General features: G+C 35.9%; 2 protein-coding genes. Both read right to left on the reverse strand.

Going from position 1 to position 19,643, the window contains the following annotated elements; genetic code table 11:
* On the reverse strand, positions 1-224 hold a 224-nt coding region (locus tag Z054_RS28180; protein ID WP_035091314.1), incomplete at its 3' end, for a hypothetical protein.
* A 10-nt stretch (positions 225-234) separates the two neighbouring features.
* Positions 235-19,524, reverse strand: a complete 19,290-nt coding sequence (locus Z054_RS31330; protein WP_024769841.1) for an SDR family NAD(P)-dependent oxidoreductase — start codon at positions 19,522-19,524, stop codon at positions 235-237.
* Positions 19,525-19,643 lie beyond the last annotated feature (119 nt).

Below are 19,643 nucleotides of genomic sequence, written 5' to 3' on the forward strand. Positions count from 1 at the left end.
GACATTTCACACAAAATGATATGCTGCTGGGTATATTCTATCTGATCTTCAGAAATTATATCTAATGAAATAGGTTCCCATACCGAATTTGCCAACAAAACACCTGTAACCTTAGCTTTATCTTGTTTTTGTAGCTTAATAGTTTTGATCTTATCCAGTGCTTCTTTCTTGGTAAGCTTTCCTCTGGAGATATCTCTATATATTTTTATTAATTCTTGTTTCATGTGTATAAAATCAATTTAACTCAGCTGCTTCTTCTATTGAGATTTCATTATTAAGAACTTTTTCAATTATGTTTTTATAAAAATCATCATCATAGGTTCCATCAATTGATATTTTTTGAGAAGTAAAGCCTGTTTCTCTATTCAGAGTTCGTGATGAAAACCCATGCATCTGTACACAAATATTTCCTTCGTGATCGCATAGATCAAGATCAATTTTAATGAGTTTATCTCCAGGTTTACTGTCTTTTGCATAGCGTGCCCAGACAAACATTTCTGGGACGCAAGCAGAGATTATTCGTATAGTTTCTAACGAGAAAGGGAGTAATGGATGGGATGGTAAATCATTTAAATCAACCATTAACCCAATACATGCCTGAAGTGCACTGTCCATTAAACCTGGATGTAAAGTGAAACCTTTCTGGTTGGTTTTATTCTCTATTGGCATACTAAGATGTGCGAGGAGTTGATGCTCTCCCATATAAATTGCAGTTACTCCCTGATGTGCCGGGCCATAATCAAGCCCAAACTGTTTAAAAGAACTATAAACAGTAGAAGATTCAATTGTTGTTTGCTTCATCTGTTTCCTAAGTTGATCAGTATTCAGTTTGGAAGGTATTTCCCTTCTTCTGAATATAGCTTCTCCTTGGCAATGTATAGTCTCTTTCTGCTCCTCTGTTTCATCATTCAGACTATATATCTCAAATTCTATTTTTTCTACAGCATCGCCTTTTTCTTCATTTTCAAATAGGGCTATTGATACCGCTTTATATTTTTCAACAACTACAGGCTTTAACCATACTGTATTTTGCAGTTCCAAAATGAATTGTTCTCCATGAACAGGTGACGCATGATTTATGGCAACCTGAGCCATTTCTAAATAGGCGACCGCTGGTAATACCTTGTTTCCATCCACCTGATGATCCTTTAAAAAGAATTCTTCACCATTAAAAATGGTTGTATAGCTTTGCTGACTTAAATCAGAAGTATTTTGATGGAGCAGCGGATGAATTGTTGTAGTATTGCTTTCTGGTACCCTAATTAGCTCGTTGTTTTTGGAGATGTTACACCAGTAACGTTCTTTTGCAAATGGATATGATGGTAAATGAATACGACTGGGCTTAACTTCTGTATATAACTTATTCCAATCTAATTCCAGACCCTTTATCCATAGATCAGCAAGGTTGGATAGTTTATTTTTGGTTATCCATTTATTAATAATTTCCTGCAGGTCAATATCTCTACTAAACAGAGTGCGAATATCCTTATTTCGATTAGCTTTCCCTATCCAGGTATTTTCAATTGCACGTTCTCCATCAATATAAGCTTGAAGTTTTTGAGCCAGTTCTTCTACCGAATTAACAATAAAGCTCAAGCGTTCTTCCATAGCTTCCCTACCCACCTGTAAGGTATAAGCCATATCTGCCAAATCAAGATTTCTAGTTGATTGCAATCCTTCTTCTTCTATTTGAATAAACTCAAAGAGATCCTTGGCCTTTTGCAGCAACTGCTCATGTGTTTTGGCCGAAAGTGGTATTATTACAAGGTTTTTTGTTTTGGAAATAGGATTACTTCTTGGTTCGATATATTCTTTAATGACCAGATGAGCATTAGTACCACTATGTCCAAAAGAGTTAATCGCTGCCATTCTAGCTCTATTAGACGGTTTCCAGTCTTCTACTTCGGTATTTATATAGAAAGGAGATTCTTTAAATTCGATTAAAGGGTTGATAGTTTTGAAGTTTAACAACTTTGGTATTTTATTGTGTTGCATAGACAATAGTACTTTGATCAATCCAATAACTCCAGCCGCCGCCGCTGTATGACCAATATATGATTTAGCACTACCAATAGCACAAAACCCTTTATTGTCTGTAAAATTCTGGAAAGCTCTTACTAAAGCATTTGTTTCTACTGGGTCTCCTAATTTTGTTCCTGTTCCGTGTGCTTCAACATAATTGATTTCTTTTGGATCAATTTTGAATTTTTTATAAACATCTACAATAAGTTTTTCCTGGGCCTCTCCATTAGGTGCCGTGATTCCATTACTTGCTCCATCCTGATTAATCCCTGATCCGGAGATCAATCCATAAATCTTATCTCCTGATTCAATAGCATCTTCCAAGCGTTTCAATACTACAATACCTATACCTTCAGAGATAATAGTTCCGTTTGCTTCTTTATCAAAAGTGAAACAACGACCATTAGGAGAAAGCATTTCTATCTTATCTAAACGAATGAGTACGTTCTCATCTAAACATGCATTGACGCCTCCTGCCAATGCCAAATCTGTTTCCTTATTTCTTAAGCTTTCGCATGCCAAATGCAACGCTACTGCCGAAGAAGAGCAACCTGTATTAACAACAAAGGATGGACCATTAAGGTTTAAAGTATAGGACAAACGAGAAGCTATAATAGCATCGGAATAGCCTGTAAAAGTTTCTCCTGTGTATCCTGTAGGTTCTGCTCCTATATAGATACCTGTTTGAGAGCCCGAAAGATCTTTTGGATTGTATCCCGAATTTTCGATAGCATTCCAACTTTCTTGTAAAACCAATCGTTGATGTGGATTCATCGACTCTGCTTCCTTAGGAGAAATATTAAAGAACAGAGGGTCAAAACAATCTCTGTCTTCAACTATTCCACCCCATTTACATCGTGTTTTATCTGGTTGTTTTTCGGTACTGAAGTATTTTCTTTGATCTAAGTAACGATTAGGAAGTTCATCAACTCCATCAACTCCCTGTATCAGATTTTGCCAGAATTGACTAATATTATCTGCTTTTGGGAACATCCCTGATATTCCAACCACAGCAATTTCTGAACTGTTGCCTTCAATTTTTTCGGAAGCATGTTTTCCAAACAAATCTGTTCTAAAAGCAAATCTGTTTTGAGGTAAAATACTCTCTATACTAGCTGCCTCTTCTTTATATATCGGTTGTCCTGGATCCTCCTCTGTTGTTACCGAAATATCATGTTGTATTTCCAGGTTGGATTCTATCTGTGCCTGATAAGAGTTATTTATATGTTTACTCAAACGATTTACCGATGAGTGTTCAAAAATGATAGCAGTATTTAATGAAATAGAAAGTAATTCATTTACTCGATTTATAAAACTTACTCCTAGAATTGAATCAATTCCATAATCTGAAAAGGCAATATCTGAATCGATATTTTCTGAGGAAATTTTTAAAGTCTCGGATAAACTACTCAGGATTTTAGTACGAATATGTTCCCGTATATTTTGTGAAGGTTTCGAAACTAAGCTTTGCTCTCGTATTGAAACAGTTGTTTGTTTCTGAATCTGGGCAGGCTTACTTTTGGTCACAGCTGGAATAGTTTTGGCAATTATCTCTTTCGGTTTTACTGATATTTTTTGCCTAATTACCCCATTACTCTGAGCCATAATTATCTGTTGGCCGACAAAATGTGTTTCTTCTGCCGGAAACAATACTAAAGGAAAACCTTCTTCTTTTAGAACTTGTTTCCAAGTAGCAGGAAATACCCCTGGGCTACCTGGCATACGAAGATCAGCATCCTTGAAAAGCCACCATCCGTCTAATAACCCAAATGTCAAATGATTAAAGAGTGCTGGAGTACTTAATTCATTGATCAACAAATATCCGTTTTGATGTAGAATGGTCTTTGCATTCTGTATAGTACGTCGTATATCTTTGGTAGCATGTAACACATTAGCAGCAATCACCAGGTCATAAGTACCAATTTCAATATCCTGATCCTCTATAGGTTGTTCTATATCAAGCCTCTCACAGTGTATGTAAGGGTTTTCTGGTACATAATTTTTTTCTGCATGGAAAAAGAATGCTTTTGAAAGGTCTGTATAGCAATATTTCTCTATCGATTTCTTAAAAGGCTGCAGTTTTGAAAAAACAATAGCTGAAGTTCCTCCTGTACCTGCTCCAATTTCAAGTATTCTTAATTTAGCATTAGGCTCTAATTGTAATCTTTGATGTACATATGCTACTACCGCATTGGCTATAATTTCATTAAAGGTATCAGACTGTAGGTTGTTTTTATATACTCCTTCCACTTTTTCCATAGAAGAATTGGGAAATATGATGTCTGTAGCCAAAACCTTGCCTTGTAAAACTTCTGGCAGTTTTTCTAAACAATCATGTACAAGTGTAACCCACGCTTTACGATCTTGGTTTTGTAAATATTTCTCTTTTTCTATATTCCATTTACTCCAAATCTCTTTAGTATTTGCTTTTTTCCATTCAGTAATGACATTGTCTTCATATTGAATATATCCGTTTTGTTTCAACCTTTGTAGACAAGTATTCCACCAAGGGATATATTTATCTAAAATCCCACATTGTTTATATAAGGTGGATATTTCTAATGTCTTCTCGTTACTATTGGATTTTATCAACTGATCTATTTGACAAAACAATAATTGATAAAGCCAATCTTCTAACTTACTATTCTCTTCAATGTGCTTCAGTTCTCTGACTTTTTCCTGCGGAATCTCGATTGTAGATTCTGATACTATTATTGAAGATGAATCTGGTATTCTTGTTAAGGATATTAATTCTTCTTTATTGTAATTCATCAATGTCTCAATATGCTGTGATGTTTTCATACATAAAACCTGATGAATCCTTCCTTGCATAAGTTCACTAACGAATTGTTCAAAGCATTTAAATCCTTCATTGTCCTCCAGAGCTTCGAAATTCCCAGTAGAAATATCTTCATTACGTTCTGCAATAGTTTCAATTGAAGATTTCCAGAATCCCCAATTTATAATTCCAACAGGAAAATCTGATTGCTTTCGAATTGAGTGAACAAAGCTATCAGCATACGTAATTCCGCTCGCATATGCAGAAAGTTTAGCTGCTCCAGAAAAAGAATAGGCCTGTCCCGAGGAGAAATAACACATAAAATCGAGAGGTTCCTTTTTCAGAGCAGTATAGAATACCCTGCTTCCTCGAGCTTTCAGATCAAAAATCGATCTGAATTCCTTTTCTGTAGTTTGATCTAATGAATTTTCAAAATCAAAGACCATTCCGGCAAAAATGGCTCCATTTATACTATGATATTCCTGTGTAATGGATGCTACTGCTTGTTCAAAATCATTCTGATTAGTAACATCAGCTTGGATATACTTCAAATTCCCTCTGGATTCTTTACATAATTCCATCGCCACCTGAACCTTCTTTGAGGTTACTTCACTTCTTCCTATCCATACAACTGTGGCTTCATACTTTTTGATTAGTTTACGTGTAATGACTTTACCAACAGTACCGCTTCCGCCTACGATAAGATAGACACCATTCTGACGAATAGCAGAATTAACCGGAGTGTTCCAGTCTAATTTATATAATGTTTGACGATACCTCTTTCCTGATCGAATTTTAAACACTTCACCTCTATCTGTAGAAGGTTCTTGAAGTATAGTCTCTAATACTTTCTTACGACTGTCTGCCGTTTTTAGATCTTCTGAGGACAAATCAAGGTTTCTAACCCGAAATTGATAACTCCCTTGAGCAAGTGAATACGCCAAACCTGTAATACCTGCTCCCCCATATTGATTTGGTTCTTCATGAATAGAGTGAGTATCCAGTGTTAACACATAAGATTCGATCTTCTCTTTTATCTTATTGTTTTGCTTAAGAACTTTAACAAGACGTGAAAATTGAATTTCATTGCTTTTATGACTATACTCCAATTTATTTAAACTTAACGAATTAGAGAATTCATCTTGCATAGAAAGAAAATACAATGCATCTATTTCATCGATATTCTTCAAACAACTTTGAAATCCTTCAGGGTCGTCTGTACCACATAGCCACTCCTTGTCGGATACCTGCTCTGTTTTATTTGCCACTCTAACCAGAAGGGGCTTTATATTATTCTGATCATAATATTGTAGAATTTCCTTTTCAAACCCTAAGGTGGATCCACTACAAACAATTAATACTGTTTTATGAGTTACAGTAGTGTTTTGTGACAATACAGGTTGTACTTCCCATTTGGTCTGATAACTTACTCCATCCCATAATTGAGCTGTTTCTATAGTGGTTCCTTTTGGTTTTATTTGTGAAGAAACGACTAGTTCCAAACCTCTCATAGTTATAGCTACATTCCCCTGTTGATCGCACAGGTCAATGTCCAGTTTAATTTGCTTGTCATCAGGTTGAGTTTCTTGTGATAATCGTACCCAAGCAAACATTTCTTCGACACAAGCAGACACAACAGTTAATGAATCCAAGGCTACAGGGATCAATGGTTCTGCACTTCCAATTAACACTACACTTGCCTGTAATATACTATCTATGATACTGGGATGTAGCACATAATTGCCTTGACTTGTAGATGGTATTTTACACTTTACCAACAATTGGTTATTTCCTTGATATATAGCTTTTAGTGCCTGAAAAGATTGCCCATAACTTATACCAATATTGTTTAGAGTAGTATAGAGATCAGATATTTCTACAGAATCTTCTCCCATTTGTCTCATCAAACCTTGCACGTCTAATTTTGAAGTATTAGATGCTATACTAAAAATTGCATTGCCTTTAAAATGACATATTTCTGCACCAACCTCTTGGCTAAAAATTTCGTAACTGATTTGATTTTCATTCAGTGGAGATAAAACGATCTTAATATTTTTATCCTTATTAACAATACATGGTTCCACCCATTCTAAATGGTGCATTTCAATAATTAGTGATTCTTCTGCTATAGGTAAAGCCATTTTAACAGCAGCTCTTGCCATTTCTAAATAAATACTAGTTGGTAATACTTTATGTCCTTGATATTGATAATCTTTTAAAAAGAATTCGTTTCCTCTAAAAGTTGAACTATAGCTTTGTTGAATAAGATTGGAAGTATTTTGATGTACTAATGGGTGTAGTTTATGTAAGCTACTTCCTGATTGATCTTTCGGTATTGTATTTATCCAATAACGTTCTTGAGCAAATGGATAAGTAGGTAAAGCAATACGTTTGGGTTTATTATCTCCATAGAATTTTTTCCAGTCTATAGTCAAGCCTTTGACCCATAACTCAAGTAATTTGGGAAGTTTCTTACGGATAATCCATTTATCAATTGCCTCTTTCATGTCATCATCATCATTGATAATCCTAATATCTTCCTGATTGCGCTTTGCTTTACCTCTATAAGTGTCTTCAATGTCTTCAACATCATCAAGATAATCTTGAAGTTTTTCGGTCAATTGGGTGACTGATCCTACTATAAATCCGAGGCGTTCTTCAAACTCTTCTCTACATACCTGAAGACTATATCCTAACTCTTGTAAATCAATAGTCTTCTGAGGTGGTGATACAATAAAATCTAGCAAATCATGAGTTCTTTGTTGTAACTGCTCTTCGGTTCTTGCCGAAAGAAGAATCATTACTTTCTCATTTTGAGTCGTTCGAGGAATCGGATGTGTATTTTCAATAGATTCCTGATATTCTTCGATAACCACATGAGCATTGGTTCCACTTCGTCCAAAGGAACTTACGGCTCCCAGGTATGGTTTGCCTTCCTCCTTATTCCACTCACAGGTTTCTTTATTTATAAAAAACGGACTATCATTTCTGGTGATATAATCATTTTCCTCTTGGCAGTTTAAACTTCCCGGAATTTGACAGTATTGCATGGCTTTTAGTAAATTAACCACACTAACTAACCCAGAGGCTGCCAATGTATGTCCCACATTACTCTTACAACTCGTCAAAGCACAATGCTCTCGCTTTACCTGGGATTGTTTGTCACTATTTAGCCTTTTAAAAGCTTTAACCAAAGCATTTATCTCAACAGGATCACCCAGTTTGGTACCTGTACCATGAGTGACGATATATGATAGATCATTGGTCTCAATTTGGTAATCTTTGTAAACCTTTTCTATTAACTCGGATTGTCTGTCTCCATTAGGTGCAGTAACTCCATTTGTTTTACCATCGAAATTAATGCCACTAGCTTTGATTGTGCCATATATTGAATCACCTTCTTCAATGGCTGCTGATAATGGTTTCAGCATTAGTACTACAACAGATTCTCCCACTCCAATACCATTTGCATTTTTTGAGAAAGAGTAACAATGACCGTCTTCTGATAGCATGCCTGCCTCACTCATCATCATGTAATTTTCTGGTGAAAGGAGCAGTGAAATACCCGCTACTATTGCCGATTTACATTCTCCTTGACGCAGACTTGATACAGCCTGATGTAGGGCTACCAATCCTGATGAACACGCTGTATTTGTAGCAATAGTCGGCCCATGTAAATCGAGGAAGTAAGAGAGTCTAGAACTCATCATGGCATTACCACTGGTAGTAATACCTTGCCGTCCTGTGATTTGGTCGTATTGGCTTTCTTCCATTCCTACAAAAACACCTACTTTTTTACCTCTAATATCATTTGGAGATATTCTTGCATCTTCTATCGCTTTGTAAGTTTCCATTAAGAGTAGACGTTCAGCAGGATCCATTTGCTCAGCCTCACGAGGGGAGATTTCAAAAAACAATGGATCAAACTCATCCACACCATGAATAAAGCCTCCTTTATTGGTAACCATTTTATTGTTGGTATCACCTGGAGCGGTAAAATAATCATGCCAGTTCCATCTGTTAGAAGGTATTTCAGTAATTACATCTTTACCTTCTGCAAGCAATGCCCAAAATTGATCTACTGTTTGAGCCTGTGGAAAACGCCCAGACATACCCACAATTGCAATAGGTTCCTGATTCATTGTAGCAGGCAGCGCAGAATTAAATCGAGGTCTAAAACGATGATTAAGATCTGGCTTAACACTTTCTAATTTAGTTGTAGAAATTTTTCCTTTATCAGTTTCATTAACAGCTTTAGTCTGGTTGTAAAAACTTTCTATGTGTATAGCATGCTCCTGCAGAAAATACTCTCCCAACTTACTAATAGTAGTAGCACTAAAAAATATTGCTGGTGTTATTTCTAATCCAAAATAAGCTGTCAGTCTTTTAGCAAATTTACTCAGGCTAATAGAGTCAAAACCATATTCTGTTAAATTCTTAGTAGTACTTAGTTCTGTTTTTTTGATTTTAGTCAATCCAGAAATCTGTTGCTTTAAGTCGGAAATGATACATTCCTTCATTGAAAGTCCCTGGTACTGAAATTTCCGTACTTTATCCTCGGTGTGTTTTGTTTGTCCATGAACGCTTTCTACAATAATTGGTTGCCTAACCTGATATAATCGATTCAATGTCTGCTCAAGACGGGATGGTTTTCCCAGCATCACAAGTGTTTGTGTCATATCTGACTTTAAAAGGTCATGCCAAAGGTCTATACCTTGCGATGTTTGTAATGGTTCCTGACCACTGCTTTTCAAATAAAAGGAAGTTTGTTCCTTATCACTTGTTCCCATATTGCCTTCTTGCCATAGTGGCCAGTTAATGACAACTGTTTTTCCATTACGTTGCTCTTTTTGTTCACGATATTGACTATAGGCCATTTGGAAACGACTAGCTACTGCATAATCACAAGAACCAAAATCACCAAGTAAAGCCGATACTGATGAAAAGTAGCAAATGAAATCTAATGAAGGTTCATCAAATATCTCATCTAATAGTATGGAACCAATGGTTTTAGGATGAAGTACTGTATTGATATCTTCTGCTGATCTATTGTAAAAAGGTTCTGAGGATTCTACTCCTGCTGCATGAATAATACCAGAAAGGTTAAAAGGCAGATCAGATTTCAAAGCTAATATTCCCTTTCTGTCACTAACATCAACAGATGTATAGTATACTTCTCCCGTACCCGTTTCTTTTAAACTCTTAATTTGCTCTTCAATATCAGAGGTTATCCGACGCCTACCTACCAATAGAAGATTGGCATTATAATTTTTCGCCAGATAATGAGCAAACTGTAAACCTAAATTACCACAACCACCTGTAATTAAATAACTTCCATTTTGTTTCAGTACAGATTCTTTGTCTGTTTTATCGGTTTTACATGATTGTATTGATAGTATATATCTCTTCTTATCCTTATACCATAATACTCCGTTCCGTTGTGATGCATCTAACAACTGTTTAGATGTACAGGAAGGTATATCTGTATAAAGTAATGATACTTGAATATTTGGTAGAAGTAATTTTAATGATCGTTCAAAACCAATCCAAGAGTAATCCCAACAAGTATTAACTTCTGAAGGATTATAATATCCGACAAGTGTCACGTGAGTTACTGAAGATATAGATGATTTAATAGTTTTAAACAAATCAAATAACATGTGAACACCTGTTTCACCCTGACCTTTCCCCCAAGTATATATGATGCGAACAGGTTTACTCTCTTCATCAGTAACTCGATTAAGTATTTTACCAATATCGTTTTGGTTAGTTGGATGACAATGGTATAACTTCGGTGTCACTTGCCGAAAACTATCAGCCTCCTCGACCATAATGGCTTTGGACAACAGATTCTCTGTTTCAATTACCAATTTTTCACGAAAATCCTTATCCGTAAAAATAATGGTCTGTTGATCATCCAATCCTGCCTCTGTATTGATACCTGATTGATCTTGCCAATATTCTCTAAAAAATAATGTTTGTGTTGTTTCTTGTGTTTGAAACAGTTCTTTGTTGGTTACATTTTCATTAATGTTAGTAAATGCTTCTATTCTTGTTTGATTATCACTACCAAGTGATAACTCTCTAATTTGTATACAAACACTGCCTTGGTCGTCATACAGATCTATATCCAAACTGAAATTTTCATCTCCTGATTGATGGTTTTTTGAAAAACGAATCCATATATGCATGTTTTGTGTACAAGGTGATACTACTCGTATCGACCCTAAATTCAGAGGAATTAATCTCTCATGCTTATTTTCAAAAAAATCAACAACCCTTAATATATGTTCCATGATTGCAGGATATAACACAAAACCTTTTTGGTTACCCAGAGTATGATCTGATAAATTTAATTGAACTAATAATTGATACTCTTTCTGATGTATATCTACAATTTCTGAATGAGCTATACCCATTTCATCTTGCGTCATCTGTCCTTTAAGCCACTCTATGTCCTTTTGATTTGATACTAATGAATTACTAATACGTGCAACTCCCTGGCAATGGATTATTTCTTCGTTTCCTGTATTACTACATATTTCATAATCAATATGAACGTTATCCTTTTCATATAAAGAAATTGTAAATTCTGTATCGGGAACAGCTATCATAGGATCCGACCATACTATATTATTTAACTCTATACCGGATTCTGATTGTAATGGTAATGAGTGTCCAATAGCCGCACGAGCCATTTCTAAACTAGCTAATTCTGCTATGAATTTTACCCCAGTCTGTTGATCATAATTTAAAAATGATTCTTTGCCATTAAATATTGAGCTATAACGTTGCTGATGAATCATAGATGTATTCTGGTGCAGCAAAGGATGTACTATAGTTCCCGAAGTTTTTGGCGATGAGAAATCACTAACCTCTTCATTAAACCAATATCGTTCTTTAGCGAATGGATAAACTGGCAAATTTACTCGCTGAGGTTTGTTCTCTCCGTACAATTTATTCCAATCCAGATCATGCCCTTGAACCCATAAACTGATAAGATTAGAAAGTTTTTTCTGCTGAATCCATTTATCAACGGTTTCTTGTAAATCGGTATCATTAGAAAATAAGGAAATAGTGGTTTTATTACGTTTTGCTTCTCCCAGGAATATATCCTGAACATTTTTTTTGCCTTCTATATATGTTTTTAATTTTTTTATTAATTGATCTGCGGTATTAGCCACAAATCCCAGACGTTGCTCCATCTCCATTCTTCCTATCTGTAACGTATATGACACTTGAACCATATCAAAGGATTGTCTCTCTTTATCAATATATGTCAACAGATCAATCGCCTTTTGCTTCAATTGTTCCTCGGTTTTGGCAGATAAAAGGAAAACACAATCATTATTTGAAACGCTATCTGAATTCTTGATATTTCTATCTAACGATGACGGGTACTCTGCTATAACCATATGGGCATTGGTCCCACTAAAACCAAAGGAGCTGATAGCTGCCTGACGTCTTTGCGTTTCTTCAATGTTCCAATCTTTTAATTTTGTATTAACATAGAACGGGCTGTCTTTCAAACCGATATGTTCGTTCAATTTTTCAAAATTAATAGTTGGAGGTAGTTTCTTATATTTTAGTGACATCAGAAGCTTGATCATACCAGCAACTCCAGCAGCCATTAAGCAATGACCTATATTACTTTTTACTGACCCCAGAGCACAGTACTCCTTTTCTGGAGTGTATTTTTTAAAAGATTCTACCAAGGCTTCTACCTCAATCGGATCTCCTAATTTTGTTCCTGTTCCGTGGGCTTCAACTAACTGAATGGAAGATGGATCAATATTATATTTATCATAAACTTCTTGTTGCAACTTAGATTGAGCTTCTGTATTTGGAGCTGTGATTCCATTAGTCTTACCATCTTGGTTAGTACCCCAGCCTTGGATAACTCCTAGAATATTGTCTTTATCTCTTTCTGCATCCTCCAGTCTTTTTAGCATAACTACTCCAACCCCCTCGCCAGGTACAAATCCATTGGCTCGTTGATCAAAAGTATAGCATGTTCCCTCTGGTGATAACATCCCCATTTGCGAAGTCTTAACATGCATATCAGAACCAACACCAACATAAACTCCTCCTGCCAGCATAAGATCACTTTGACCAAGAATTAAGGAATCACAGGCGTTGGCAATGGCCACCAATGAGGATGAACAAGCTGTATCAATGGTTAAACAAGGTCCCTGTAAGTTTAGGAAATAAGATATACGTGCAGCCAATATAGAATTATCTCCACCTGTAAAACCATAAGCACTTGTTCTTAGATTCTTTGATAACAGATGATAATCTCCCTGACCACAGCCTACAAATACACCGCATTTGCTATTAGCCAATGATTCGGCATTGTAACCTGCATATTCTATGGCATGCCAACAGGTCTGCAAAAACAGTCTCTGTTGCGGATCCATATGCTCTGCTTCTGAGGGTGATATATTAAAAAATAAGGGATCAAAAAGATCATGTTCTTCTAATGCCCCCATCCATTTGCTATAGGTTTTTTCTGAGATTGCCTCCCCTTCCTGATAGTACTTATCAATATCCCAGCGTTCTTTGGGTATTTCACTAATACAATTTTCGCCCTGAGCTATATTTTGCCAAAATGCTTCTACATCTTTGGCTTTAGGAAACTGACCTGCCATACCAATTACGGCTATGGATTTTGATTGATGTTCTAAAGGTACAGTTGGTTTCTGTGCCGATAAATTGTACTCAGAAACAGGGTTTTCTAATGTTGATGATGAAGCGTTAATACTTTGTAATTCTATAGGATTATTGGCATGATCAGTTTGTTTTTCCAGAACTTCCTGAACAGGTAATATTCCTTCTTTTTCTGCTTCTGTTTTTACATAATTACTGAATTGCTTCAGATTTGGATAACTATAAATTTTAGTTGCATTAATAGAAATCTTATATTTTTCATTGATCTTTCTTATCCAGGTCACTCCAATAATTGAATCCAAACCAAGATCCACAAACTGGCTTTCCTCATCGATCTCTTCATCTTGCATATGTAATTCTTGGGCCAATAGTTCTTTGAGACTTGCCAAGATCATAGACAACACATCCGTACCCTGAGATATGTTATCGAATCCGGAAGAAATCGATCCTTCTGCTTGGATTGCCTGATCCATTGTATCTTCTGTGGTAGTATTGAAATTGTTTTCAATACGTTCCAGAGTCTCAGAACGGCCAACAAATGTTTTTTCGTGCATGGCCAATTCCAGACTGTATGTTTCTTCCAAACGGATTCTTAACTTATCGGTCAACTGATCCTTAAGAGCTATTAAACTATCCCGAGAATTACCTGCCAGCTGTTTGGCAAGAGTAAGCGCAGCAGAAAAAACCTCTTTACGGGGTAAAACCGGCAGAGGCAGTCCTTTTTCCTTTAACTCCTGACCAGAGTATTCCACTCCTGTCAACAAAGTATCTCTTGCCAAGTCATATCCTATTCTCTCAGGAAAGATCAGAGTCGATCCCGCCCCGGGAGTAAACCCATAGCTCATATAAGGACTCACATAATGCCCTCCTTCACTGAACAACGGAAAATCACAAAACATTCCCATCGACCAGCCCGCACCGATCCCATGACCCTGCATAGCACCTATCACGGGGATCTTACATTTAAGTGCCAAGTGGTATATTTTAGCATCAGTAAATTTAATTTTACCCTCTTGGATATCCAGTAACATTTCTTTAGTTCCTCCTGAAATGAAATAATTATCATATCCTGTCAATATCACTACTTTATAGGCCGAGGATCCCGCTATATGCTCGAATATCTCTGTGATACCATCTATGAAGGCGTCAGAAAACATATTCTTCGCCTCTCTATCCTCCATCCTTACCTCTACTATCCCTTCCTTGTATACCGTGGCCCGTATAACTTCTGACTTTAGTTGAATCTCTGTAGGTTCCTGTGGTAAAGAAGTCTTGACTTTTTCTTCAGCTTCTCGCCACAACGGTAATTGATCTATCTCTTCAAGAGTTGCTGCTACTCGATCCTTCTTCCATTGTCTTATAGCTTCTATTGAAAGAGAACTCCATAGAGCCGCTAATTCCATAGCTGATGAAAAGGGATCCTTGGATACTAATGTCCCTCTCACTTGCTGCTGCAGCTCAACACCTCTATATATCTTGTTTGACAACAATACTTCCTGGCATACATAAGATCCCAATCGATCTTTGAATATATATCCTGCCTGTCTTGATAATTCTGGTATCGCTAAAAGGCCAGTAGCTGAATAGCCTCCCTCTGTTTGATAAATACATACATCACAAGATTGAGCAATCAGCCAACCAATATCTTTCGCATTTTTCCTTATTGCCGATATCACGGGGATTGGTGATTCTATGAGCAACCGTTGGAACTCTAGAATTTCTCTTACCGATCCAGATACATCAGATACTCTAAGGAAACCTTCATCATCACTGGTAAGTACGATCGCTTTATGGTACCTTTCCTTCCTAACCTGACTAAGGATATCACCAAGACCTGATACAAGGGTTTTTAACCGGTATTTTTTCTCTCCCGTATGTATCCTCATTACCAGTATCTGATCCTTATCTGTTCCAACTGTTATATACTTCGAACGGGAAAAAACCTTGGATGGGGTTGAAATTGTAGTATCTTTTATCTTCAATGATTCAACTACACTTAACCCATCTGTTAGCCTTAAAATATTTCGCCCTAAGTGTTGCTTCAGAAGATGAAGGGAAACCTGTGGTTTGCCACATAGGGACTGAGCCAGTTTTTCTGTACGAACTCTTACCTCTTCGGAAGGAACAATTGGAATGCTCCAGCCTCTTTTCTTTAACTTATATCCTCTTGATACCCCTGATTGATATAGGAAATCCCTTGCGAAAACTTCTCCAAAACGTTCTCTGAAAAGCAATTCTTCTTCTAATGTAGGTAACGATCCTTTGTCATAATCTGTATAGGAATATTGGGCTTCCTGGCTGCATACCATAAAATCACACAGTGCGCCCAACAGGAAACCACTACCTGTAGCATCCCCTTGCACCTCTGCTATTATTGGATAGGGGAAATAAGCTATGGAACGATAAAGTCCCTGCTCTACCGATTCGTTATATGATTCGCGCCCTCCTTGAAGAAAGGTATTTCCATTACCTCGAAGCAACAATACTTTTAGCTCTGGTAGTTGTTGTACATACTCCAGACTATGTATTAGCTCTACCACTAATTCACGAGAAAGAGTGTTATTCCCGTCTGCATTCACCTCCAGGGAATAAGTACCATTACCTTGATCAAACAGCTTTATATAAGAAGGGGTATTTATAGTATGGTTTCCCTTCAGAGTCTCCTCTAATGTATCCGAAAGAGTAAACTGTATTTTTTGGTCCACCACCTGTTCTATTTCTTCCATTTTTATTTGCCCCGGGGGCATTAATGGAATATTAATAGGTTTTGACAGGGTCTCCTTATCAAAATCTTGAACCATTGGAACCTCTTTCTCTGTCTTCTTTAAAATCTGTGAAGGAATAGAGAGTTCTTCCGAAATGTTGGAAGTTTTGATTTTTACTTTTTCTTGTACTTTTTGTGTGGTTATTTGAGGATATTTTTCATCAAGGTCTTGCTGTTTTTTATAAGAAACCCAATATCCCTTTTTATGGTCAAAAGGATATGTTGAAATTTCTAGGGTTTTAGAGTTGATTGGATACAACTCTTCCCATTTTATGGTATTACCTTGACACCATTGTTCTGCTACATTCCCCAAATTAAGACTATCGACAATGATTTTATTATGATCTAGTTGGTCTAGTTTTGATTTTTTTATTCTACCTACATAGATGTTTTGTAGGGAAGATCCTTCTATAAAATTTACCAAATATGCTTTGAGATCTTCGATAGTATTATATACAAAAGCTAACCTATGCTCCATCTCCTCTTTGGTAGCTTGTAGGGTATATGATAATTGATAAGGAGTTACCGAAGAATTTTGATTTATATAACTCAGTATTTTTTTTACATAATCTTTCAGTATTTCTTCACGTCTTGCAGATAATATAAATAAGTATGGCCCTTCGATTCTTGAAGTGTTCTCTACCTCATCTTCCTTATAAGATTCTAAAACTATATGAGCATTAGCGCCTCCTATTCCAAAACTACTTACTCCAGCTATAAGAGAGTTTTTATCGTTATTTGGTAGCCATTCGGTTCCTTTTTCCAGAATACGAAAAGGTTTATTTTCAATTTCAATTTTACTGTTTATGTTTTTGAAGTTTTGACTAGCAGGCAGATAATTATGTTTCATTGCCATAGTTACCTTTAGTAGTCCGGCAATTCCGGATGCTGCTTCTAAATGACCAATATTTGTTTTTATTGATCCTATCCCGCACCAGGGAGTATGGTTTTCATTTTTTTCACCTTGTAATGATTGAAAAGCTTTGGTTAAACCCAATACTTCTATTGGATCTCCTAAGCTCGTACCTGTGCCATGTGCTTCTATATACGAAACATCCTGTATACTGATATTGGCTTTTGTATATGCTTCTTCAATAAGTTGTTTTTGTTTGTTTGGGTTAGGTACAGTTACCCCACCAGAATAACCTCCATGATTTACGGCTGTACTTTTAATTAAAGCCAACACATTATCATTATCGGCAATCGCTTTTTTCAAAGGTTTTAAAAGGAACATCACGGCTCCTTCTCCTCTTACATATCCGTTGGCTCTTTCATCAAAAGTGTAGCACTTACCATCAATACTTAACATATTGGATTCTCTGTAAGCAATACTCTTTGTAGGTTCGCACATGAGGTGTATCCCTCCTACTATAGCTTGTTCACATTCATTTTGTTTGATTGAAGTAATCGCATTATTTATGGCAACCAACGATGAAGAGCAAGCCGTGTCTATTGTTAAACTAGGGCCATCAAAATCATAAAAATATGAAATCCGGTTTGAGAGAAGTGCCATTGCTGTTCCTGTCGCAGAAAACTCTTGAAGTTTAGGGTTTTTATGTAGTAAAGTCTCATAGTCGCTCCCGCTGGCTCCAATAAAAACACCTGTTTTACTCTTTTTTAATACCGAAGGTTTGTATCCAGAACTTTCTATGAGTTCCCATGTGAGTTCAAGAAGAATTCTTTGCTGTGGATCTATCATTTTTACTTCTCTTGGGGATATCCCAAAAAAGGATGCATCAAATTTGTCTATATCTTTTATGTAGGCTCCGTAATTAATTCCTCTATGAATTCCGTGTATGTCAATATCTTCTGGCCAATCCCATCTATCTTTTGGAGTAGTTGTGATGCAAGAATTTCCATTCACTAAATTTTCCCAAAATTCTTCTTTAGTATTTGCTCCAGGCATTTTTAATGAAAGTCCTATGATAGCAATATCATCAGATTCCACAGGGTTTTCCTTATCTATTACTACTTCATTATCTTTATTCAGATTAGGTGTGGTATGGTATGTTGAAAGCAGAAAAGATGCAATTTCTTTCACTGTAAATAGTCCATAAAATGTGCTTGGATTACTTTGGAAGCCATACTCTATGTTAAGATGTTCTGAAAGTTCTGTATATACAATGGATTCAACTCCAAACCTCCTTAAATCTGTATGAATAGTAATCTCGTTATTTTCTAAAATTTTAGAAAAAAAGTTGATTATAGTTTCGCATAGTTGTTCTTCGCTTAAATCGCTATTACCTTTGAAATTTTGATTAAGTATAGGAGAATCATCCGGAGATTTAGTAGTATTTATATTTGGTGTATTTGTTTCTAAGAAAGGCTTCGTTTCACCTTCCTTTTCACCTTTAATCCAGACACTTGCGATTTTTAAAGGTTCTGATAGTTTTTTAATTGTAAATATCTTTGCTATTAACATTCCATCCTTTTCTCTTACTAAAGAAGAACTTAGTTTAATTGTATTGTTATCCAGGTAAGAAAAGTCTTCTAAATTATATGCCAATTCTTCATTTGCATTAGCATTTCCATAGTAGTGTATATCTCTCGCAATAGTAGAACTATCTTTGGCCCAATTATAGTTTTCGATTTCTCCATTGTATTTTTCCTGAAAAAAACTCAATTCACATTTATCACTTATTTTTGGGTAAGAAGCAAAATATAAAAGACCAACACCGTTGATATCATCATAAGAATCAATTTGGTATTTTCTTTGAAATAAAGGTTTTACATCTGTATAGATATCAAATGAGCTATCATTAAGAATGATTTCTTTTGTATCGTTATCTTCTTCTTTTTCAGGTTGAAAAAAACAAGATTTTACTTTAAAAAAATCTTTGGCAACTTTAGGAAGTTTATTGTGAACCGAAATATTTTTATGTTCTACGCTTAGAGGTGTTCCTTTTATTAATTTTTGATTATTTCCTGAACTTCGAGAAGAAAAAACGGACATTAATTCTGTCTTTATTTTTTTATTTAGCCCAGTCACCTCACCATTACTAAAAAACATCTTGTTACCATACTTTGACAGATAACTATTAATCTCTATTTTTTCGTTTTCACTGAATTCTCCCAGACAATTATTAGATTCCCATTTTATTCGAACAAAGCTAGCATACAACCTATTTCCGTTACTGTCAACCAATTTATCAGACTCTGTTTTCAGTCCTTCTGATATCATTTTCCAATGTATATCACCTAGTTCTTTCATTAACCAGTTTTCGGACAGTCCATCCCATAACATTTGTGGTATGTTTAGACTATATGTTCGATTTTCGGACACTTTATTCATTATATTATAATCATTAAGAATTGGAAAATAAGCACCTACGCCAGGTCTTTTATGACCTTAGCGAATTGAATAAAATTTGCAATATCAATTGGGGGAGAGTGTAGATAACTATCCTGTGT

Origin of the sequence: Aquimarina macrocephali JAMB N27 (assembly GCF_000520995.1) — a bacterium.
Taxonomy (GTDB): domain Bacteria; phylum Bacteroidota; class Bacteroidia; order Flavobacteriales; family Flavobacteriaceae; genus Aquimarina; species Aquimarina macrocephali.

Coding starts and splice junctions, on each gene's coding strand:
- Z054_RS31330 (WP_024769841.1), bottom strand. CDS start 19,524: ATGAATAAAGTGTCCGAAAATCGAACATATAGTCTAAACATACCACAA.